Below are 18612 nucleotides of genomic sequence, written 5' to 3' on the forward strand. Positions count from 1 at the left end.
ATGCCGGCTTTTTAATGCGCGAAGGGGCATGTTGATGAGCGGTAACGTGACCGAGGCAGTACACAAAATTCTCACCGATTCACCCGCCGGCTGGGCTGACGACGCGCTAACGCGTGAACAGCTGAAAGCCGCGCTGGAGCAGTTTCAGCACGCGCTGAGCCTCGCCTTTGATGCCGGCAGCGACGTGGAGTCGCTGATCGACACGCGTACGCTGTTTATCGATCGTCTGCTGCGACGACTGTGGCGTTTCTTTGGTTTTGATACGCTAAGTGATATGGCGCTGGTGGCGGTGGGCGGCTATGGCCGTGGCGAGCTGCATCCGCTGTCGGACATCGACATTCTGATCCTCAGTCGCCAGCCCCTTGATGAGGCCGCCGCGCAGCGCACCTCTGAACTGATCACGCTCATGTGGGATCTGCGGCTTGAAGTGGGACACAGCGTGCGCACGCTTGAGGAGTGCCTGCTGGAGGGCTTATCCGATCTTACCGTGGCGACCAACCTGATTGAGTCGCGCATGCTGACCGGCGACGTAGCGCTGTTTCTTGAGCTGCAGAAGAATATTTTCAGCGAAGGCTTCTGGCCCTCGTCGCGCTTTTTTGCGGCCAAAATTAAAGAGCAGCAGGAGCGCCATCAGCGTTACCACGGCACCAGTTACAATCTCGAACCCGATATCAAAAGCAGTCCGGGCGGCCTGCGCGATATCCATACCCTGCAGTGGGTGGCGCGGCGTCATTTTGGTGCCACCACTATGGATGAGATGATGGGCTTTGGGTTTCTGACCGAAGCGGAGCGCAATGAGATCAACGAGTGTCAGGAGTTTCTCTGGCGCATCCGCTTTGCCCTGCATCTGACGCTGCCACGCTACGACAACCGCCTGCTTTTTGATCGGCAACTGACCGTGGCGCATCGCCTCAGCTACTCCGGCGAAGGCAACGAGCCGGTTGAGCGCATGATGAAAGATTTCTACCGCGTAACGCGCCGCATCAGCGAGCTGAACCAGATGCTGCTGCAGCTGTTTGATGAAGCGATCCTCGCCCTGCCAGCGACCGAAAAGCCGCGCGCGCTGGATGATGATTTTCAGCTACGCGGCGATCTGATCGATCTGCGCGACCCGGATCTGTTTCAGCGCGAGCCGCAGGCCATTCTGCGCATGTTCTATGTCATGGTACGCAACGCCTCCATCACCGGGATCTACTCCACTACCCTGCGCCAGCTGCGTCATGCGCGCCGCCATCTGCGGCAGCCGCTGTGCCAGATTGCTGAGGCGCGACGCACTTTTATGGCGATCCTGCGTCATCCCGGCGCGGTAAAACGCGCGCTGCTGCCGATGCATCGCCATAGCGTACTCTCCGCCTATACGCCGCTCTGGGGCAACGTGGTCGGCCAGATGCAGTTTGATCTGTTTCACGCCTACACGGTGGATGAGCACACCATTCGCGTGCTGCAGAAGCTGGAGAGCTTCGCCGATGAGAGCACGCGGCCAAAGCATCCGCTGTGTGTGGAGCTCTGGCCCCGCCTGCCCCAGCCGGAACTGCTGCTGATGGCAGCGCTGCTCCATGATATTGCCAAAGGCCGCAACGGCGACCACTCCATACTGGGCGCGCAGGATGCGCTGGAGTTTGCTGAGCTGCACAACCTCAACTCCCGGGAAACCCAGCTGGTGGCCTGGCTGGTGCGTCATCATCTGCTGATGTCAGTCACCGCCCAGCGTCGTGATATTCAGGATCCGACGGTGATCCAGCAGTTCGCCGAGATAATGCAGAATGAGAACCGCCTGCGCTATCTGGTCTGCCTCACCGTCTCCGATATCTGTGCCACCAATGAGAGCCTGTGGAACAGCTGGAAGCAGAGCCTGCTGCGTGAGCTGTTTTTTGCTACCGAGAAGCAGCTGCGGCGCGGCATGGAAAATAGCCCGGATCTGCGCGAGCGGGTACGCCACCATCGTCTGCAGGCGCTGGCGCTGCTGCGCATGGAGAACCTGAATGAAGAGCGGCTGCACCATATCTGGAGCCGCTGCCGCGCCGACTATTTCCTGCGTCATACGCCTAATCAGCTGGCGTGGCACGCCCGTCATCTGATTGACCACGACCTCAGCCAGCCGCTGGTGCTGGTCAGCCCGCAGGCGACGCGCGGTGGCACGGAGATTTTTATCTGGAGCCCGGATCGCCCCTATCTGTTTGCCGCCGTAGCGGGTGAGCTCGACCGCCGTAATCTCAGCGTGCACGACGCGCAGATCTTTACCAGCCGCGACGGCATGGCCATGGATACCTTTATCGTCCTCGAACCCGATGGCAGTCCGCTTTCACCCGATCGCCACCCGCTGATTATTCACGCATTGCAGCAGGCCATTACGCAGCAGGAGTGGGTGCCGCCGCGTACCCGTCGCCAGTCCGCGCGCCTGAAACATTTCAGCGTGGATACTGACGTGAAATTTTTGCCGACCCACACCGATCGGCGCAGCTATCTGGAGCTGATCGCGCTCGATCAGCCTGGACTGCTGGCGCGGGTGGGTGAAGTCTTTGCCGATCTCGGTGTGTCGCTGCACGGTGCGCGCATCAGCACCATCGGCGAACGGGTTGAGGATCTCTTTATCCTCGCCAACAGCGAACGGCGCGCGCTGAATGCCGAAATGCGCGATGTGTTACAACAACGGTTGACAGAGGCCCTTAATCCAAACGATAAAGTGTCCTGAATCACACTGCACAGATAAATTGAATCCTGTCCGGCCACGTCCGGGCATCCGTATGACAGACTCAGGAAATAGCTATGCAACAGTTACAGAGCGTTATTGAATCCGCCTTTGAGCGCCGTGCTGACATCACGCCCGCCAGCGTCGACAGTGCCACCCGTGAAGCGATCAATCAGGTGATTGGTCTGCTGGACAGCGGCGAACTGCGCGTCTCTGAAAAAATCGATGGCGAATGGGTAACGCATCAGTGGCTGAAAAAAGCGGTGCTGCTGTCGTTTCGCATCAATGACAATCAGGTTATGGAAGGGGCTGAAACCCGCTTTTATGACAAGGTGCCGATGAAATTTGCCGGCTGGGACGACGCGCGCTTTAAAGCGGCGGGTTTCCGCGTGGTGCCACCAGCAGCCGTACGCCAGGGCGCTTTTATTGCGCGTAACACCGTGCTGATGCCCTCTTACGTCAACATCGGCGCTTTTGTCGATGAAGGCACCATGGTTGATACCTGGGCCACCGTGGGCTCCTGTGCGCAGATTGGCAAAAACGTGCATCTCTCCGGCGGCGTGGGCATTGGCGGCGTACTGGAGCCGCTGCAGGCTAACCCGACCATTATCGAAGATAACTGCTTTATCGGCGCACGTTCTGAAATCGTTGAGGGCGTGATTGTCGAAGAGGGTTCGGTGATCTCAATGGGCGTTTATATCGGCCAGAGCACCAAAATTTACGATCGCGAAACCGGTGAAGTTCACTACGGCCGCGTCCCGGCCGGTTCAGTGGTGGTCTCAGGTAATCTGCCGTCGAAAGATGGCAGCTACAGCCTCTACTGCGCGGTAATCGTGAAAAAAGTTGACGCTAAGACGCTGAGCAAAACGGGTATTAACGAATTGCTGCGCACTATCGATTAACCTCTCTGAGCGCTTTTCTTTCTGGTGACGGCACTGGCAACAGTGCCGTCATTTTTTCTTTACACCCCGCCTGATATAACCTGTTTTGCGCCGCAAATTAACTGGTGCGTTTACTTTTCAAACAGTTCATAATCCGCGCCAGTTAACTCCGGACGCGCACTGTCTGACCCGGTTTTTCGTCTAAAGTTTATAAGTATGCCGTAAGCGTTCCGGATCTGACCTGGAACGATTGATGACATGTCTGCGCGCTCACTCACTCTCAGAGGGAATTTAAACGCCATGTATGACAACCTGAAAAGCTTAGGTATCAGCAATCCTGAAGACATCGATCGTTACAGTCTGCGTCAGGAAGCGAACAACGACATCCTGAAAATCTATTTCCGCAAAGATAAAGGCGAATTTTTTGCCAAGAGCGTGAAATTCAAATATCCGCGCCAGCGCAAAACCGTGGTGGCCGAACATAACGGTCAGGGCTTCCGTGAAATTCAGGAGATCAGTCCTAACCTGCGTTACGTTATTGATGAGCTGGATCAGATTTGCCAGCGCGATCGGGTTGAAGTGGATCTGAAGCGCAAGATCCTCGACGATCTGCGCCATCTGGAGAGCGTGGTCTCTAATAAGATCGCTGAAATTGAAGCCGATCTCGATCAGCTGACCCGTAACAGCCGCTAATCCGCTTACAGATCGCACTCAGGCCAGCGCTGCTGGCCTTTTTTACGCCCGCTCATCCAGCTGCAGCGCCACATATAGCAGCAGCCGATCGTCGAAATTGCCGAGATCCAGTCCGGTCAGTTCTGAAATCCGGTTCAGGCGATACTCCAGCGTATTACGATGAATAAACAGCGCGCGCGCCGTGGCGCCAGGCTGCACGTTATGGCTGAACCAGGCGAGCAGCGTACGCCGTAATAAACCGTTGCTATCGATGCTTCTGAGTTTTTCCAGCGGACGCGCCAGCTCGCTGGCCTGCCAGCCGCCACGCAGGCTGTCGAGCAGTACCGGCAGCACCAGATCCTGATAAAAAAAACTGCGCTGCTCCGGCATACGCTGCTTGCCGACTGACATAGTGGTGCGGGCAGTACGCCACGAGCGCGCAATGCCGCCCGGTCCGGGAAAATAATTGCCCAGCGCAATCCGCATGCGCACCTGACCACTCTCTTTCATACGCTGCAGCAGCTGGTCAACGCGCCGGCGGTGATCGTCGTGATCGTAACGGCCATGAGCGTTCAGCGCGGGTTTCAGCACCACCATCTCCGTCAGCGATACGATGGCGATAAGGTTATCGCGATCCGGGGTGGTCAGCAGCGTCTGCAGCTGCTGCAGCTCTGACATTGCGCTGTCCACGCCCAGCTGGCCGCTATCCACTTCCACTACCGCCACCACACGCGGCTGGTTAAGATCGATGCCCAGCCGCTGCGCCCATTCGTTCAGCGTCGGCGAGAGCGTGTCGCTGCGGATCAGGTTAAGCACCAGCTCTTCGCGCAGGCGGCTATCCTGCGCCAGCAGATGCAGCAGCCGCGCCTGTTCCAGCATCATCTCCGCCGTCATACAGACCAGTTCACCATAATGCCGCAGGGCAGCAGGTTCTCCGGTCAGCCCGATAACCCCCACGATGCTGCCTTCAATACGCAGCGGCAGATTGATGCCAGGCCGCACGCCGTGCAGATGCTTTGCTACTGCTTCATCAATATCCACTACCCTGCCCTGCGACAGTACCAGCAGCGCACCCTCATGCAGCTCGCCGATACGTTCACGATCGCCGCTGCCAATAATGCGCCCGCGCGCATCCATCACGTTGACGTTGCTGTCGATAATTTTCATGGTGCGCGCAACGATATCCTGCGCCAGACGCGCATCAAGATGAGAGGTCGCCATGGATCACTTCCTGAGCAAGGGGCAAACCGACAGAATACGCATCCTGCTGACGGCTGACATTGTGCAATTGCACATAGTGGCGGAGAGATTGCGGAAAATGTTACCGGGCGCACAAAAGAAAAAAGGCGAGCCGCAGCCCGCCCGGTTTATGTATGGAGAATTACTGCATCAGGAGATAAAGCGACGCGTCACCGCGCAGAATATTGAGCGCCAGCACCGGCGGTTTGGTGTCGAGAATTTTACGCAGTTCACCCAGGTTATCGATCGCCTGCTGGTTAACCCCGAGGATGATGTCACCTTTCTTCAGGCCGATACGCGCAGCCGCGCTGCCTGGTTTCACACTGTCAACGCGCACCCCTTTGTGGCCATTGCTCTCCACGTTGCTGAGATCGGCGCCTTCAATACCGGTGTAAATGGTTGCCGACTGCACTTTATCTTTGGAGCTCTGCTGCAGCTCTACCGTCACGCTCTGGGATTTACCCTCGCGCAGCAGACCCAGCTGCAGTTTGGTGCCCGTCGGCAGCGAGCCCACTTCAGCACGCAGGGCAGCAAAGCTGCTCAGCGGCTTGCCATTCAGTGAAACCACGACGTCGCCGGCTTTCACGCCCGCTTTTGCCGCCGCAGACCCCGGCAGAACCTGGCTGACAAAGGCGCCGCGCTGGGCATCAACCTTCATCGCTTTCGCCAGCTCTGAGTTCAGCTCGGTGCCGAGGATCCCCAGCTCACCGCGTTTAACCTGACCAAACTCCACCATCTGCGCCGTCAGGTTTTTGACCATCGAGCTGGGAATAGCAAAACCGATACCGATGTTACCGCCATCCGGTGCCAGAATAGCCGTGTTAATACCGATCAGCTCACCGTTCAGATTGACCAGCGCCCCGCCCGAGTTGCCGCGGTTAATGGCGGCGTCTGTCTGGATAAAGTTCTCATAATTCTCCACATTCAGGCCGCTGCGGCCCAGCGCGGAGACGATGCCGGAGGTCACGGTTTCACCCAGCCCGTAAGGATTACCGATTGCAACGGTATAGTCACCTACCCGCAGCGTATCGGAATCGGCCATTTTGATTGCGGTGAGGTTTTTCGCATCCTGCAGCTGAATCAGGGCAATATCAGACTGCGGATCTTTACCGATGATTTTGGCCTCATAGCGGCGACCGTCGCTGAGCTGAACCTGAATTTTTGTGGCGTTGTCCACTACGTGATTGTTGGTAACCACATAGCCTTTTTCAGCGTTAATAATGACGCCGGAACCCAGCGCGCGGAACGGCTGTTTTTGTGCGTTGCCCGGTGCGCCATCATCTGCGCCGCCGCCGCCGCCCTGACAGAGCGGCGATCCCTGAAAGGGCGATCCATCCTGACAGAAAGGCGAGTTATCGCCAAAGAACTGCTGAAACTGCTGCGGCATGCGCGGCGTTTTTACCGCAGTGCTGCCCTCAACGTTAATGCTCACCACGGAAGGCATTACTTTTTCCAGCATGGGTGCCAGACTGGGCAGCTGCTGGCTGGAGGAGGACGCCGTTTCAGCGGCAAATACTGCAGCAGGCGCGCACGCCATACTCAGACTCAGTGCCAGCGCACTCAGCATCAATCTGTTTTTTTTCATTCGTTTTTTCTCTCTGAAAGTTGCAGCCTGACCATTGCTGTGGCCGTCATAACGGAGATAAATTTTATACGCAAAAAAGGCGATAAAGTTTTGACTAAAGGTAAATATTTATGCGTCGTCTTTACAAAACTGGCCCTATTCTACCGCCATCATCCGGCGATATTCGTCCCACGCATAATTATCCGTCATGCCGCTGATGTAATCCTGAATAAGGCGGAAGCGATAATAGCGCTCCCACAATAGCCGCTGATATTTATGCTCAACGACGCGCGCGCGCATCTGCTGCTGATATGCCTTACGGTGTTTACCAGAGAGCTTATGAAACAGACGCGTCTCAATAGGATGGCCTGCCAGATAATCATCATTCATTAAGGTGGTAAATTGCTCATAATTGAGCTGCATCAGCGACTGATAGATCTCCAGCAGACCTTTAATTACCCGGTAACCCTGCAGCTCCAGCTGCTCTACTTCAGGGTGATTAAATACCTGCTGACGCGCCACGGTTTTAAACAGCTTCAGCAGACGCCCTTCATCACCATCATCTTCCAGCAGAGCGTGATTAAAATTGCCGGAAAAAATGGCCGGCAGGTTATCAACAAAGCGTCGTACCGCGTGGCCTACCAGCAGATTCTGCACGTTTACGCGCAGTGACATAAAAAACTGATCGCTGATGCTGCGCCGCTTTTTCTGATTCGCCTCTTTCCAGGCCTCACCAATGGTGCGGCTAAATGCATCACCGGGAATCAGCGGCCCCCAGGCTTTAACCAGCGCGTGATAGAGCGTATCCACGGTAAATATCGCTTTTTCAACGGCGTCATCCAGGTCGGCAATACAGTATGAAATATCATCCGCCGCCTCCATTATCCAGGTCAGCGGATAGCGATGATGTTCCGCCAGATCGGTGGCAACGCGCAGCTCCGCAATATATTCCCGTTCCGAGAGGTAAAAGCCGGGTTTTTTCATCAGGACGCTGAATTCAGCCGGCTTCTTCCCCTGCCACCAGGCGGGGGCAGTATATTTCAGAATGCAGGCGACCTGGGCATAGCTAAGGTTAAGCTGCAGCAGCGTATGGACCAGCCGAATCGCCTGCGCATTCCCCTCAAAATTGCACAGATCCTGACGAATCATTGCATTCAGTTCGTTAAAGTCAGCCTGCTGTTCGTCGCTGGCCACGCCGGCGACCAGCGGATCCACCAGCTCTGCCGGCAGATTATCTTCAAACCAGTCATTAATCGCCGCTTCGCCAAAATGTCCAAACGGCGGGTTGCCGACGTCATGCAGCAGACAGGCCATCTCGACCAGCGTCTCCGCGGCCCCTTCAAAGCCGTCCAGGCCATACTGCTCCAGCCCGCCGCCCTGGGTTTTCAGGGTATGCAGGATCTCCTTGGTGATATAGCGGCCGGTCTGCTGAACCTCCAGCGAATGGGTCAGCCGCGAGCGCACCGCTGCGTTGCGCTCCAGCGGGAATACCTGGGTTTTCTGCTGCAGCCGGCGGATAGCGGCGGAGTTAATGATCCGGCCCCGATCGCTCTCAAAATGGCGGGTAATCGCATATTCGCCTTCCGGCGCTTTACGGCTGGTATAAGGGCGCGTGAAACCGATCTTCTTCCTGAAATTAATCGCCACCATAGCGGGCCCTCTTTTTGGTGAATTCATCGCTCTGAAGCCATGATAGACTATGCCTTAGTTTCCTCTTAAACATCTATAAACACAGCGAGATTCTTTATGAAAGCAGGCATTATTGGCGCGATGGAGCAGGAAGTTACCCTGCTGCGTGACAAAATTGAAAACCGTCAGACGCTGAAGCTGGCCGGATGTGAAATCTATACCGGTACCCTCAATGGCGTTGAGGTTGCCCTGCTGAAATCAGGAATCGGGAAAACGGCCGCCGCGCTGGGCACCACCCTGCTGCTGCAGCTCTGCAAACCCGATCTGGTGATCAACACTGGCTCTGCGGGTGGCCTTGCGCCGACGCTGCAGGTCGGGGATATCGTGGTCTCTGACGAAGTACGCTATCACGACGCCGACGTCACCGCTTTTGGCTACGTACCGGGTCAGATGGCAGGTTGCCCGGAAGCGTTTGTAGCCGACAGCCAGCTGGTGACGGCCGCTGAGCAGACAATTAGCGAGCTGCAGCTAAACGCCGTGCGCGGCCTGGTAGTCAGCGGTGACGCGTTTATCAACGGTGCAGAGCCGCTGGCACGCATCCGCTCACAGTTTCCGCAGGCGATTGCCGTGGAGATGGAAGCCACCGCCATCGGTCATGTCTGTCACCAGTTTAACGTGCCGTTTGTCGTGGTACGCGCTATCTCTGACGTCGCCGATAAAACCTCACACCTGAGTTTTGATGAGTTTCTCAGCGTGGCGGCCAGACAATCCTCTCTGATGACAGAGCGCCTGCTTGCCCGCCTGACGCATGGCTAAGTGGCTGCTCGCCGGGCTGCTGCTGCTCTGCAGCGGCCTGGTGTTAGCGGCTCCGCGCGTCATTACCCTCGCCCCGCATCTTACAGAGATGGCCTTTGCCGCCGGTATCACACCGGTGGCGGTCAGCGCCTGGTCCGACTATCCACCCGCTGCCCGGACGCTGCCGCAGGTAGCGAACTGGCAGGGCATCGGCGTTGAGCAGGTGCTGCAACTGAAACCAGACGTGGTACTGGCGTGGCGTGGCGGTAACCCGGCGCGTCAGATTGAACAGCTGCAACACGCTGGCGTCAGGGTGGTCTGGATCGATCCACAAAGCCTGGATGAGATGATGGATACCGTGCAGTCGCTGGCGCGCTGGAGCCCGCAGCCGGAACAGGCTGTTTCAGCCGCGCAGGCGCTGCGGGCGCAGGAGGCCGCATTGCGCCAGCGCTACCGGCACGCTGCTCCGGTGGCGCTGTTTCTGCAGTTCGGGCAGCAGCCGCTGTTTACCGCTTCACGTAATACGCTGCAAAATGAGATCGTCACGCTGTGCGGCGGGCAGAATATTTTTGCCGACAGCCGGGTTAGCTGGCCGCAGGTCAGCCGGGAGCAGGTGCTGATACGGCAGCCGCAGGCGATTGTCATTAGCGGCGATACCGCACAGGCCGCCAGCGTCGCCCAATTCTGGCGCTCACAGCTCAGCGTACCGGTGATTGCCATTAACCCCGACTGGCTGAGCCGCCCCGGTCCGCGCCTGATGCTGGCCGCGCAGCAGCTCTGCGCTGCGCTGCATCCGCTAAAAAAATAAGCGCCCGCGCATAAAGTTCAGCCCGCATGTGTCGACAATAAAGAGAGCAGGCACGGCAGCCACGTAAGCTCCGTGCCCTTTTAGCGCAACGCGCTTTTGACTACACCAGGAATTCATCATGACCCGAGCTGTACTGCTGGCCATTATGCTGGCGGGCGCGGCGTCCGCCATGGCGGCTGGCACCAGCGGCTCGATTGCGGTGTCGCTGACTATCGTGTCGCGCTGCACTGTCTCATCCGCCAGTGCACCGGGGCTGCCCGCAGCTGACTGCGCGGGCGGTAGCGGCGCTCAGCCGCGTATTTCCCGGCAGACGCTCGCGGGCGATGCGCGCCGGCACGACACAACACAGTTAGTCACTATTGAGTGGTAGAACTGGCTGCCGGAACGGCAGCCAGAGTGGCATCAGATACTGAAAGAGGAACCACAGCCGCAGGTGGTTTTAGCATTGGGGTTGGTAACAATAAAGCGCGAACCTTCCAGACCTTCGGTGTAGTCCACCGATCCGCCCACCAGATACTGCAGGCTCATTGGATCCACTACCAGCGATACGCCCTGCTTTTCGATAGTCATATCGCCATCGTTCATCTGGTCATCAAAGGTAAAACCATACTGGAAGCCGCTGCAACCGCCGCCGGTGATATAGACGCGCAGTTTCAGCGCCGGATTCTCTTCATCCGCAATCAGATTTTTTACTTTATTGGCTGCTGCATCGGTAAACTGCAAAGGCAGCGCTGCTACGTCATCACTCATGTTTTACTCCGCGTAAACGTCCAGGTCAGAAAACAACCTTAATCACGCTATTATCTGCCAGCCGCCCGGTGCAATCAAGTAGCGCCCTTGACACTGTGTGCCCCTGAAATGAACTACAGTTTAAACCCTGCGTGCGCGAGGCCCCTGCTGCGCGCCGCGCGGCGGTTCACCGTCGCGGCATCTTCCCGTAGAATGGCGGGATGAATTTTTCCAGACAGCCGGAGCCAAACCATGAGTAAGTCAGAAAATCTATACACCGAAGCGCAACGTCTGATCCCGGGCGGCGTGAACTCCCCGGTGCGCGCGTTTACCGGTGTTGGCGGCGTACCGCTGTTTATTGAACGCGCCGATGGCGCCTTTTTGTATGACGCAGATGGTAAAGCCTATATCGACTATGTCGGCTCCTGGGGTCCGATGGTACTGGGCCACAATAACGCGACCATCCGCAACGCGGTCATTGAGGCTGCCGCGCGCGGCCTGAGCTTTGGTGCGCCAACTGAGATGGAAGTAAAAATGGCGGAGCTGGTGTGCGAGCTGATGCCGGGCATGGATATGGTACGCATGGTGAACTCCGGTACGGAAGCGACCATGAGCGCCATCCGCCTGGCACGCGGCTTCACCCATCGCGATAAAATTATCAAGTTTGAGGGCTGCTATCATGGTCATGCCGACTGCCTGCTGGTGAAAGCGGGGTCCGGTGCACTGACGCTGGGTCAGCCCAACTCTCCCGGCGTACCGGCTGACTTTGCCCGCCATACGCTGACCTGCACCTATAACGATCTCGCCTCTGTCCGCGCGGCGTTTGAAGAGTATCCGGACGATATCGCCTGTATCATCGTGGAACCGGTTGCCGGCAACATGAACTGTATCCCGCCGCAGCCTGACTTCCTGCCGGGCCTGCGCGCGCTGTGCGACGAGTTCGGTGCCCTGCTGATTATCGATGAGGTGATGACCGGTTTCCGCGTGGCGCTGGGCGGCGCGCAGGCCTACTACAACGTGATGCCTGACCTTACCTGCCTGGGTAAAATCATCGGCGGCGGCATGCCGGTCGGCGCATTTGGTGGCCGTCGCGACGTGATGGAAGCGCTGGCACCTACAGGTCCGGTCTACCAGGCGGGCACGCTGTCGGGTAACCCGATTGCGATGGCAGCCGGTTTTGCCTGCCTGACGCAGATTGCTCAGCCAGGCACGCACGCCACGCTGACCGCGTTGACCACACAGCTGGCTGAGGGCCTGCTGGCTGCCGCGCAGGCGGAAAATGTCCCGCTGGTGGTTAACCACGTGGGCGGCATGTTTGGTCTGTTCTTCACCGATGCTGAAAGCGTGACCTGCTACGCAGATGTCACCCGCTGTGACACAGAGCGTTTTAAGCGCTTCTTCCATCTGATGCTGAGCGAGGGGATCTACCTGGCCCCCTCCGCCTACGAGGCGGGCTTTATGTCGCTGGCGCACACGCCGGAAGATATTGAGCGTACCGTTGCCGCAGCGCGTCGCTGCTTTGCCCAGCTGTAACGCCGGACTGCTCTGACAGAGCCATAACAAAAAGGTGCGCCACGGCGCACCTTTTTTCTGTCACGCGCGGCGCAGCAGCCAGATGAAATAGGGGGCGCCAAAGAAGGTTGCCATCAGCCCAGCCGGGATCTGATCCGGAAACGCCAGCATCCGGCCGCACCAGTCAGCCACCAGCATCAGTCCGGCGCCGGTTACGCCAGCCATCATCATCTGCGGCAGCGCGCGCCGGAAGCCGAGCATACGCACAATATGCGGTGCCATCAGCCCGATAAAGCTCAGCAGTCCGACCGTCAGCGTCGCGGCGGCGGTCAGCGCGGCGGCCAGCAGCAGCAGCAGCAGTCGTGAGGCCGTCAGTGACATCCCCGCGGAGCGGGCGGTGGCGCTGCCAAGCGGCAGCAGCGTCAGCCAGCGGCTTGCCAGCGGCGCCAGCGCGACCAGTATCAGCGCAATGACCGCACTCTGCAGCGCCTGCGGCAGCGTGATGCTATAGGTGGAGCCGGAGATCCAGCTCAGCAGCCCCTCCATGCGCGGATCGCCGCTCGCCAGCAGCAGCATCAGCAGCGTGGCAAACGCGCTGTTCAGCGCCATCCCCGCCAGCAGCATACGCTGCGGTGAAAAGCCCCCCCGGCTGGCAACCAGCATAATGACGCCGAGCGTTAACGCTGCTCCGGCTATCCCTGCCGGCAGCAGCCACGCCAGCGCATCGCCCGGCACAAAAAAGAGCATCAGCACCACGCCGCACGCCGCCCCGGAGCTGATACCCAGCACTTCCGGGCTGGCCATCGGGTTGCCGGTCAGACGCTGGATCAGCGTACCCGCCACGCCCAGCATCATTCCTACCGCCAGCGCCGCCAGCACGCGCGGTGCGCGCCACGGCAGCAGCTGCTGCAGCATGTCACCGCTGACCCATGCCCAGCCCGTGGCGTTACGGCCAAAGCTGATACCGGCAACGGTCAGCAGCAGCAGCACCGCCAGCCCGGTCAGCACCCAGCGCTGCACACGCTGACGTTCGGCCGGCACCCGATCCCCGGCGTTCATCTCCGGTGGCTGAGAGCCGGCACGCAGCCGCGGCAGCAGCCACAGCAGCAGCAGCACGCCGGTCAGCGCCGTCGCCGTGCCGGTTGAAATCTCACGCCAGTACACCGTGAGCAACTGCACCGACTGGTCGGCCAGCCACAGCAGCAGCGCGCCAATCAGCGGAGCCAGCAGAATGCGGCTGAGCAGCCGCCGCGCACCCAGCATTTTTGCCAGCAGCGGCGCAAACAGGCCGATAAAACCGATAATGCCGGCAATGTTCACCAGCTGCGCGCTAAGCAGAATTGCCAGCGCCAGCGCGGCAACGCGCGCGACGGAAAGCGACAGGCCAAGATTTTTAGCCACGCCATCATCCAGTCCCATCAGCGTCAGCGGACGCAGCAGCGCCAGCGTCAGCACAAACGCCAGCAGCAGCCGGGGCCAGAGCAGCGCCACGTTGTGCCCGTCGAGCTGATTAAGCGCCCCGGTGCTCCAGAGGAACATATTCTGCAGCTGATCGTGATTAAAGATGGCAAAGACCTGATTGACCGCGCCGGCATACAGGCTCAGCACCAGTCCGGCGAGGATCAGCGTTACCGGTGAAAGCCGTCTGCCCCACGCCACGCCAAACACCAGCACGCCGACCAGCAGCGCACCGCCTGTCGCCGCAAACTGCTGCGTAAGATCACCACCCGGCAGTTGCCAGAGCGTGGCAACGGTAATGCCGAGCTGAGCGCCGGAGGAGATACCGAGCGTAGCAGGCTCTGCCAGCGGGTTACGCAGCACCTGCTGAAACAGCAGGCCCGCCAGTCCCAGCCCGGCGCCGAGCAGCAGCGCCAGTGCCAGACGCGGCAGCAGACTGTAGTGAAAGACCATCTGGCGAATCGCATCGATATCGGGCGTGAAAAACGCCTGAGGCCACTGCGCCAGCGGCAGCGCGTGCTGCAGATTGATAAACGTCAGCAGCAGAGCGATAGCAAATATTGCGCTCAGCAGCGCAGCGGGAAAAAGAGAGATACGCATTAGCGGGGCTCCAGCGCGCTTTCCAGCACGCGTACAAATCGCAGGGCTGCCAGCGTGGCACCGTAATACCATACGGCCGGTACGCGCCGGAAGCGGCCAGCGCGCACAAACGGCAATGCCTGCCACAGCGCGGTGCGGGTCACCTGCTGCATATCGCGCTGATTATCGTGGTCGAAGCAGAGCACCTCAACGTTGCCCACTTCAGCCAGCCGCTCCAGGCCGATGACCGCGCTGCCCCAGTAGCTGGTTTCACCCTGCCAGGCGCTGGTAAGACCGAGCCGCTGCATCACATCAAGAAACAGGCTGTTCTGCCCGAAAACAATGGCGTGCCGGCTGTCGAGCAGCGACATCAGCAGGATTGGTCGTCCGGCCCATCCCTGCAGGCGCAACCGGGCCGCCGCCAGCTGCTGTCCGGTCTCCTGCAGATGCTGCTCCGCCTGCGCCTCGCGCCCGATGCGCGCGCCCAGCTGCCGCAGCGAGTGTTGCGCAGCGCTGAACGGTTTGCCGTCGCCGCTGTGAAGCGAAAAACCCAGCGTCGGGGCGATATGCTGCAGCGTTTCTGCTGACGGACCAAAGCCGCTGTAGTACAGGATCAGCGAGGGATCCAGCTGCGTCATCAGCTCCAGATTAGGTTCACCACGCAGACCAAGATCGACGGTGCTGGCGGGCAGCGGCGGCTCGCCAACCCAGATATTGTAGTTGTGCACATCCGCCACGCCGAGCGGTGCCACGCCCAGCGCCATCAGCAGTTCAGCAGAGAGCCACTCCAGCGCCAGAATGCGTGAATTGTCCGGCACGGCGGCACGCAGCGGCGCGCACTGCATAAGCGGCGAGAGCGCCAGCGCCGTCAGCAGACGACGACGGGTCAGTGAGATCATCCCTGCTCCTCAGCGAACAAAACTGACGGGTGCGCCGCCCTGCGGGTGCGGCAGTATGCCCATCGGAATACCGTAGATCGTGCCCAGCACGTCAGCCTGCATGATCGCCGCCGGTTCCCCTTCGGCGATAACCTCGCCCTGACGCAGCGCCACCAGCCTGTCGCAGTAGCGCGCCGCCATATTGATATCGTGCAGCACAGCAATCACGGTGAGTCCGCGCTCGCGGCTCAGCCGCTGGATCAGCGCCAGCACCTCGACCTGATGCGCAATATCCAGCGCCGACGTCGGCTCATCCAGCAGCAGGCAGCGGCTGTTTTGCGCTACCAGCATCGCCAGCCAGGCGCGCTGACGCTCGCCGCCGGAGAGGCTATCCACCAGACGGCCGGCAAAGGGTTTCAGACCCACCAGCGCAATCGCCTCCTCGACCCGGTTGCGATCTTCCGCACCGTAACGTCCCAGCGCACCGTGCCACGGATAGCGCCCCATCGCCGTCAGTTCGCGCACCGTCATGCCTTCTGCCGCAGGCAGCTGCTGGGGCAGATAGGCCACCTGACGCGCAAACGCTTTGCTGTTCCAGTGCGCCACCGGTTCGCCGTTCAGCAGCACTTCTCCTGCCGTCGCAGCATGATGGCGCCCCAGCATTTTCAGCAGGGTCGATTTTCCCGAGCCGTTATGGCCAATCAGAGCGGTCACTTTTCCCGGTGTAAACGTGAGCGACAGCGGATGCAGCAGCGTGCGCCCCGGCACGTGAAAGCTGGCACTCTCCAGCGCAAAAGTGGTTTCGGCGTAGTGCGAATGCAGCATGGTACTCCCTGGCTAACGGGCGCAGCGCGCCCGGATATCAGTTTCAGAAACGGAAGGTAGCGGTACCTACGATACGGCGCTCAGCGCCCCAGTAGCAGGCGTAGTCGCGGTAGCAGCTGGCGACGTAGTCACGATTAAACAGATTGTTGACGTTGACGCCCACAGTCGAACCCGGCAGGCCGAAGCGACCCAGATCGTACTTCAGCGCAGCGTCTACCGTGGTGTAAGCGGCGACATCGAAGTTCTGGTTCGCGTTGCTACCGCTGGCATACAATCCTTTGCTTTCACCGACGTAACGCACACCGGCACCGATAGTTACGCCCGATAGCGCCGTGTCATGGAAGGTGTAGTCGCCCCACAGCGATGCCATGTGCTTCGGCACCTGCACCGGCGTGCGGCCTTTCAGCAAGTTATCTTCGGTGTATTCCGCATCGGTATAAGAGTAAGCCGCCGTCAGGTTGATGCTGGCGTTCACCGCGGCTTTCGCTTCCAGCTCCACGCCGCGTGAACGGATTTCGCCGCTCTGTACGCTAAACTGCGGATTATCAGGATCGGCCGTCAGGTTTTTGGTTTTGGTGAGCTGATACACAGCGGCCGTCATAACGATCGGACGATCTTTCGGCACGTATTTTACGCCTGCCTCATACTGCTTAGCGCGTGAAGGATCGAACGCCTGACCATCCCCTGTCGCACCGGCATTCGGGATGAACGCTTCGCTATAGCTGAAGTAAGGTGCAATACCGTTATCGAATACGTAGTTAACCCCGCCGCGCCAGGTAAATGCCTGATCATTCTGACGGTCTACGGAATTTTCCACCCGATCGGTAACGGAGTTCATCGCGTAATCGTAGCGGCCACCGAGCGTTAACACCCAGCGGTTCCATTCCATTTGATCCTGCGCATACAGGCCAGTCTGGCGCTGCTGATTCAAATGCTGATAAGGATTGGTATAAGGGGTATAGCTGTCATCACCATATTGCGGATTGAATGGGCTAAGATCACTGGCGACACCAAACTGACCATCAATGTCGTTACGGGTGCGCTGGAAATCAACGCCCAGCAGTAAGGTATGAGCTAAATCACCGGTAGCAAAGTTAGCCTGGGCCTGCGTATCAACCGCGAACTGGTTGAGTTTCTCTTTCGAGAATGCCGCATTACGGGTAATACGTTGATTCTCAGGGTTATAACCGAAGCCATAAATGCTGCGGTAATCCGTACGCAGTTCGGCATAGCGCAGATTCTGCCGCACCGTCCAGGTATCGCTGAAGCTATGCTCAACGCTGTACCCGACCATTTTGGTGTTGCGCGAAATCTTGTTGCTCTCTTCGCCTTCATCAAAATGGGTCGGCAGTTTGTAACTGCTGCCGTCCGGGCGGGTGATGCCCACCACCGTGCCTTCGCGCGGCAGCCAGCCGTAATAGCCGGTTTCCGGCTCATTCTGGAAGTAAGTCAGCAGGTCAACACGCGTATTTTCGTCCGGACGCCAGCTGAACGAAGGCGCAATGGTGTAGCGCTTCTCTTTGTTCATCGCCTGCTGCGCATCAGCGCTGCGCGCGAGGCCGGTCAGACGATAGCTGTAGACGCCTGCGTCATCGAGCGCGCCGCCAAAATCGAAGCCGGTTGAGAACAGATTGTCATTGCCCATCCGGAACTGCACTTCACGCAGCGTCTCCTGTGTGGGGCGCTTGCTGACCAGCGCCACTACGCCGCCCGGATTACTTTTTCCATAAAGCACCGATACCGGGCCGCGCAGCAGCTCCGCACGCTCCAGGAACCAGGGATCGGGGGCGAACTCTGAGTAGTTGTCGCCCTGCAGTTTCAGGCCATCCAAATACTGATTAGTGTTGGTTTCGCTGAAGCCGCGAATCGAGAGTGCGTCAATTACGTCAGAACTGCCGCGGTTACCGGTCAGTACGCCAGGGGTATAGTTGAATGCCCCTTTAACGCTGGTAACGGCATGCATCGCCATCTCTTCCTGCGTCACCACCGAAACCGACTGCGGGTTTTTCTCAATCGGCGTATCGGTTTTGGTGCCGGTGGCGCTCTGCTTCGCCGCAATGGTCGGAGCCGGGCCCCATGCACTCTCCTGCGCCACCGTGCCGGTATCGGCAGCGGTGACAACAACAGTCTCTTCTGCCAGCGCCTGCGCGCTCAGCGTACCCAGTGTTAACGCAATGAATAAAGCCAGCGGGCGACGAGGCGTCAGCTCCGGCCGGAAAAAAGTAGTTCGCGCACTCATGAAGGAGTCTCTCAACAGATGAACAATGCGGGCGAATGAAAACGATAATGATTATCAGACGCAAAGATTCTAGGCGAAGCTGCGCGCGATCTGCAAGATGTAATCTGCGCCATCG

General features: G+C 58.9%; 15 protein-coding genes. 7 read left to right on the forward strand and 8 right to left on the reverse strand.

Annotated elements, in window-relative coordinates:
* Positions 1 to 34: 34 nt before the first annotated feature.
* From glnD to F3I15_RS10925, 3 genes are all read left to right on the forward strand, one after another.
* Entirely contained in the window at positions 35 to 2692 is a 2658-nt protein-coding gene (gene glnD / locus F3I15_RS10915) for a bifunctional uridylyltransferase/uridylyl-removing protein GlnD (protein ID WP_150017922.1), read from the forward strand.
* Positions 2693 to 2766: 74 nt separating this feature from the next.
* Positions 2767 to 3591 (forward strand): 2,3,4,5-tetrahydropyridine-2,6-dicarboxylate N-succinyltransferase, encoded by an 825-nt coding sequence (dapD, locus tag F3I15_RS10920; protein ID WP_039382717.1) that lies wholly within the window; start codon positions 2767 to 2769, stop codon positions 3589 to 3591.
* A 279-nt stretch (positions 3592 to 3870) separates the two neighbouring features.
* On the forward strand, positions 3871 to 4263 hold the full coding sequence (locus tag F3I15_RS10925) for a DUF3461 family protein (RefSeq protein ID WP_039382714.1): 393 nt from the start codon (positions 3871 to 3873) through the stop codon (positions 4261 to 4263).
* A gap of 42 nt (positions 4264 to 4305) precedes the next feature.
* Here F3I15_RS10925 and F3I15_RS10930 read toward each other — a convergent pair whose 3' ends face one another.
* The 3 genes from F3I15_RS10930 to dgt form a co-directional block, all read right to left on the reverse strand.
* Positions 4306 to 5463, reverse strand: a complete 1158-nt coding sequence (locus F3I15_RS10930; RefSeq protein ID WP_150017923.1) for a CdaR family transcriptional regulator — start codon at positions 5461 to 5463, stop codon at positions 4306 to 4308.
* Between the two features lie 160 nt (positions 5464 to 5623).
* Positions 5624 to 7066, reverse strand: coding sequence for a serine endoprotease DegP (gene degP, locus F3I15_RS10935; protein ID WP_150017924.1), 1443 nt, complete (start codon positions 7064 to 7066; stop codon positions 5624 to 5626).
* A gap of 135 nt (positions 7067 to 7201) precedes the next feature.
* Positions 7202 to 8695 carry a dGTPase gene (gene dgt, locus F3I15_RS10940; protein ID WP_150017925.1) on the reverse strand — a complete coding sequence of 498 codons (1494 nt, stop codon included), beginning with the start codon at positions 8693 to 8695 and terminating at the stop codon, positions 7202 to 7204.
* Between the two features lie 96 nt (positions 8696 to 8791).
* On the opposite strand from dgt, the gene mtnN reads away from it, so the two are divergent.
* The 3 genes from mtnN to F3I15_RS10955 all read left to right on the forward strand — a co-directional run bounded on the left by mtnN (position 8792) and on the right by F3I15_RS10955 (position 10647).
* Positions 8792 to 9490, forward strand: coding sequence for a 5'-methylthioadenosine/S-adenosylhomocysteine nucleosidase (gene mtnN, locus F3I15_RS10945; protein WP_039382702.1), 699 nt, complete (start codon positions 8792 to 8794; stop codon positions 9488 to 9490).
* Positions 9483 to 10277, forward strand: coding sequence for a vitamin B12 ABC transporter substrate-binding protein BtuF (gene btuF, locus F3I15_RS10950; RefSeq protein ID WP_150017926.1), 795 nt, complete (start codon positions 9483 to 9485; stop codon positions 10275 to 10277). Before mtnN ends, btuF begins: the two co-directional genes overlap by 8 nt.
* A 118-nt stretch (positions 10278 to 10395) precedes the next feature.
* On the forward strand, positions 10396 to 10647 hold the full coding sequence (locus tag F3I15_RS10955; protein ID WP_150017927.1) for a hypothetical protein: 252 nt from the start codon (positions 10396 to 10398) through the stop codon (positions 10645 to 10647).
* A 32-nt stretch (positions 10648 to 10679) separates the two neighbouring features.
* Here the strand turns inward: F3I15_RS10955 and erpA are convergent, their stop codons facing one another.
* Entirely contained in the window at positions 10680 to 11027 is a 348-nt protein-coding gene (gene erpA, locus F3I15_RS10960; RefSeq protein WP_039382693.1) for an iron-sulfur cluster insertion protein ErpA, read from the reverse strand.
* 231 nt (positions 11028 to 11258) lie between these two features.
* On the opposite strand from erpA, the gene hemL reads away from it, so the two are divergent.
* On the forward strand, positions 11259 to 12539 hold the full coding sequence (gene hemL, locus F3I15_RS10965) for a glutamate-1-semialdehyde 2,1-aminomutase (protein ID WP_150017928.1): 1281 nt from the start codon (positions 11259 to 11261) through the stop codon (positions 12537 to 12539).
* 60 nt (positions 12540 to 12599) lie between these two features.
* Here the strand turns inward: hemL and fhuB are convergent, their stop codons facing one another.
* The 4 genes from fhuB to fhuA are packed head-to-tail and all read right to left on the reverse strand — an operon-like array spanning position 12600 to position 18497.
* A complete protein-coding gene (gene fhuB, locus F3I15_RS10970) occupies positions 12600 to 14576 on the reverse strand; it encodes a Fe(3+)-hydroxamate ABC transporter permease FhuB (protein ID WP_150017929.1) in 1977 nt (658 codons plus the stop codon).
* Complete coding sequence (fhuD, locus tag F3I15_RS10975) at positions 14576 to 15454, reverse strand: Fe(3+)-hydroxamate ABC transporter substrate-binding protein FhuD (RefSeq protein ID WP_150017930.1); 879 nt, start codon at positions 15452 to 15454, stop codon at positions 14576 to 14578. The genes fhuB and fhuD overlap by 1 nt, the downstream gene beginning before the upstream one ends.
* Before the next feature lie 9 nt (positions 15455 to 15463).
* Positions 15464 to 16258, reverse strand: coding sequence for a Fe3+-hydroxamate ABC transporter ATP-binding protein FhuC (gene fhuC, locus F3I15_RS10980; RefSeq protein WP_150017931.1), 795 nt, complete (start codon positions 16256 to 16258; stop codon positions 15464 to 15466).
* A 43-nt stretch (positions 16259 to 16301) separates the two neighbouring features.
* Positions 16302 to 18497, reverse strand: a complete 2196-nt coding sequence (fhuA, locus tag F3I15_RS10985; RefSeq protein ID WP_150017932.1) for a ferrichrome porin FhuA — start codon at positions 18495 to 18497, stop codon at positions 16302 to 16304.
* Positions 18498 to 18612: the final 115 nt, after the last annotated feature.

This window comes from Pantoea sp. M_9 (genome assembly GCF_008631385.1).
Classification (GTDB): domain Bacteria; phylum Pseudomonadota; class Gammaproteobacteria; order Enterobacterales; family Enterobacteriaceae; genus Pantoea; species Pantoea eucrina.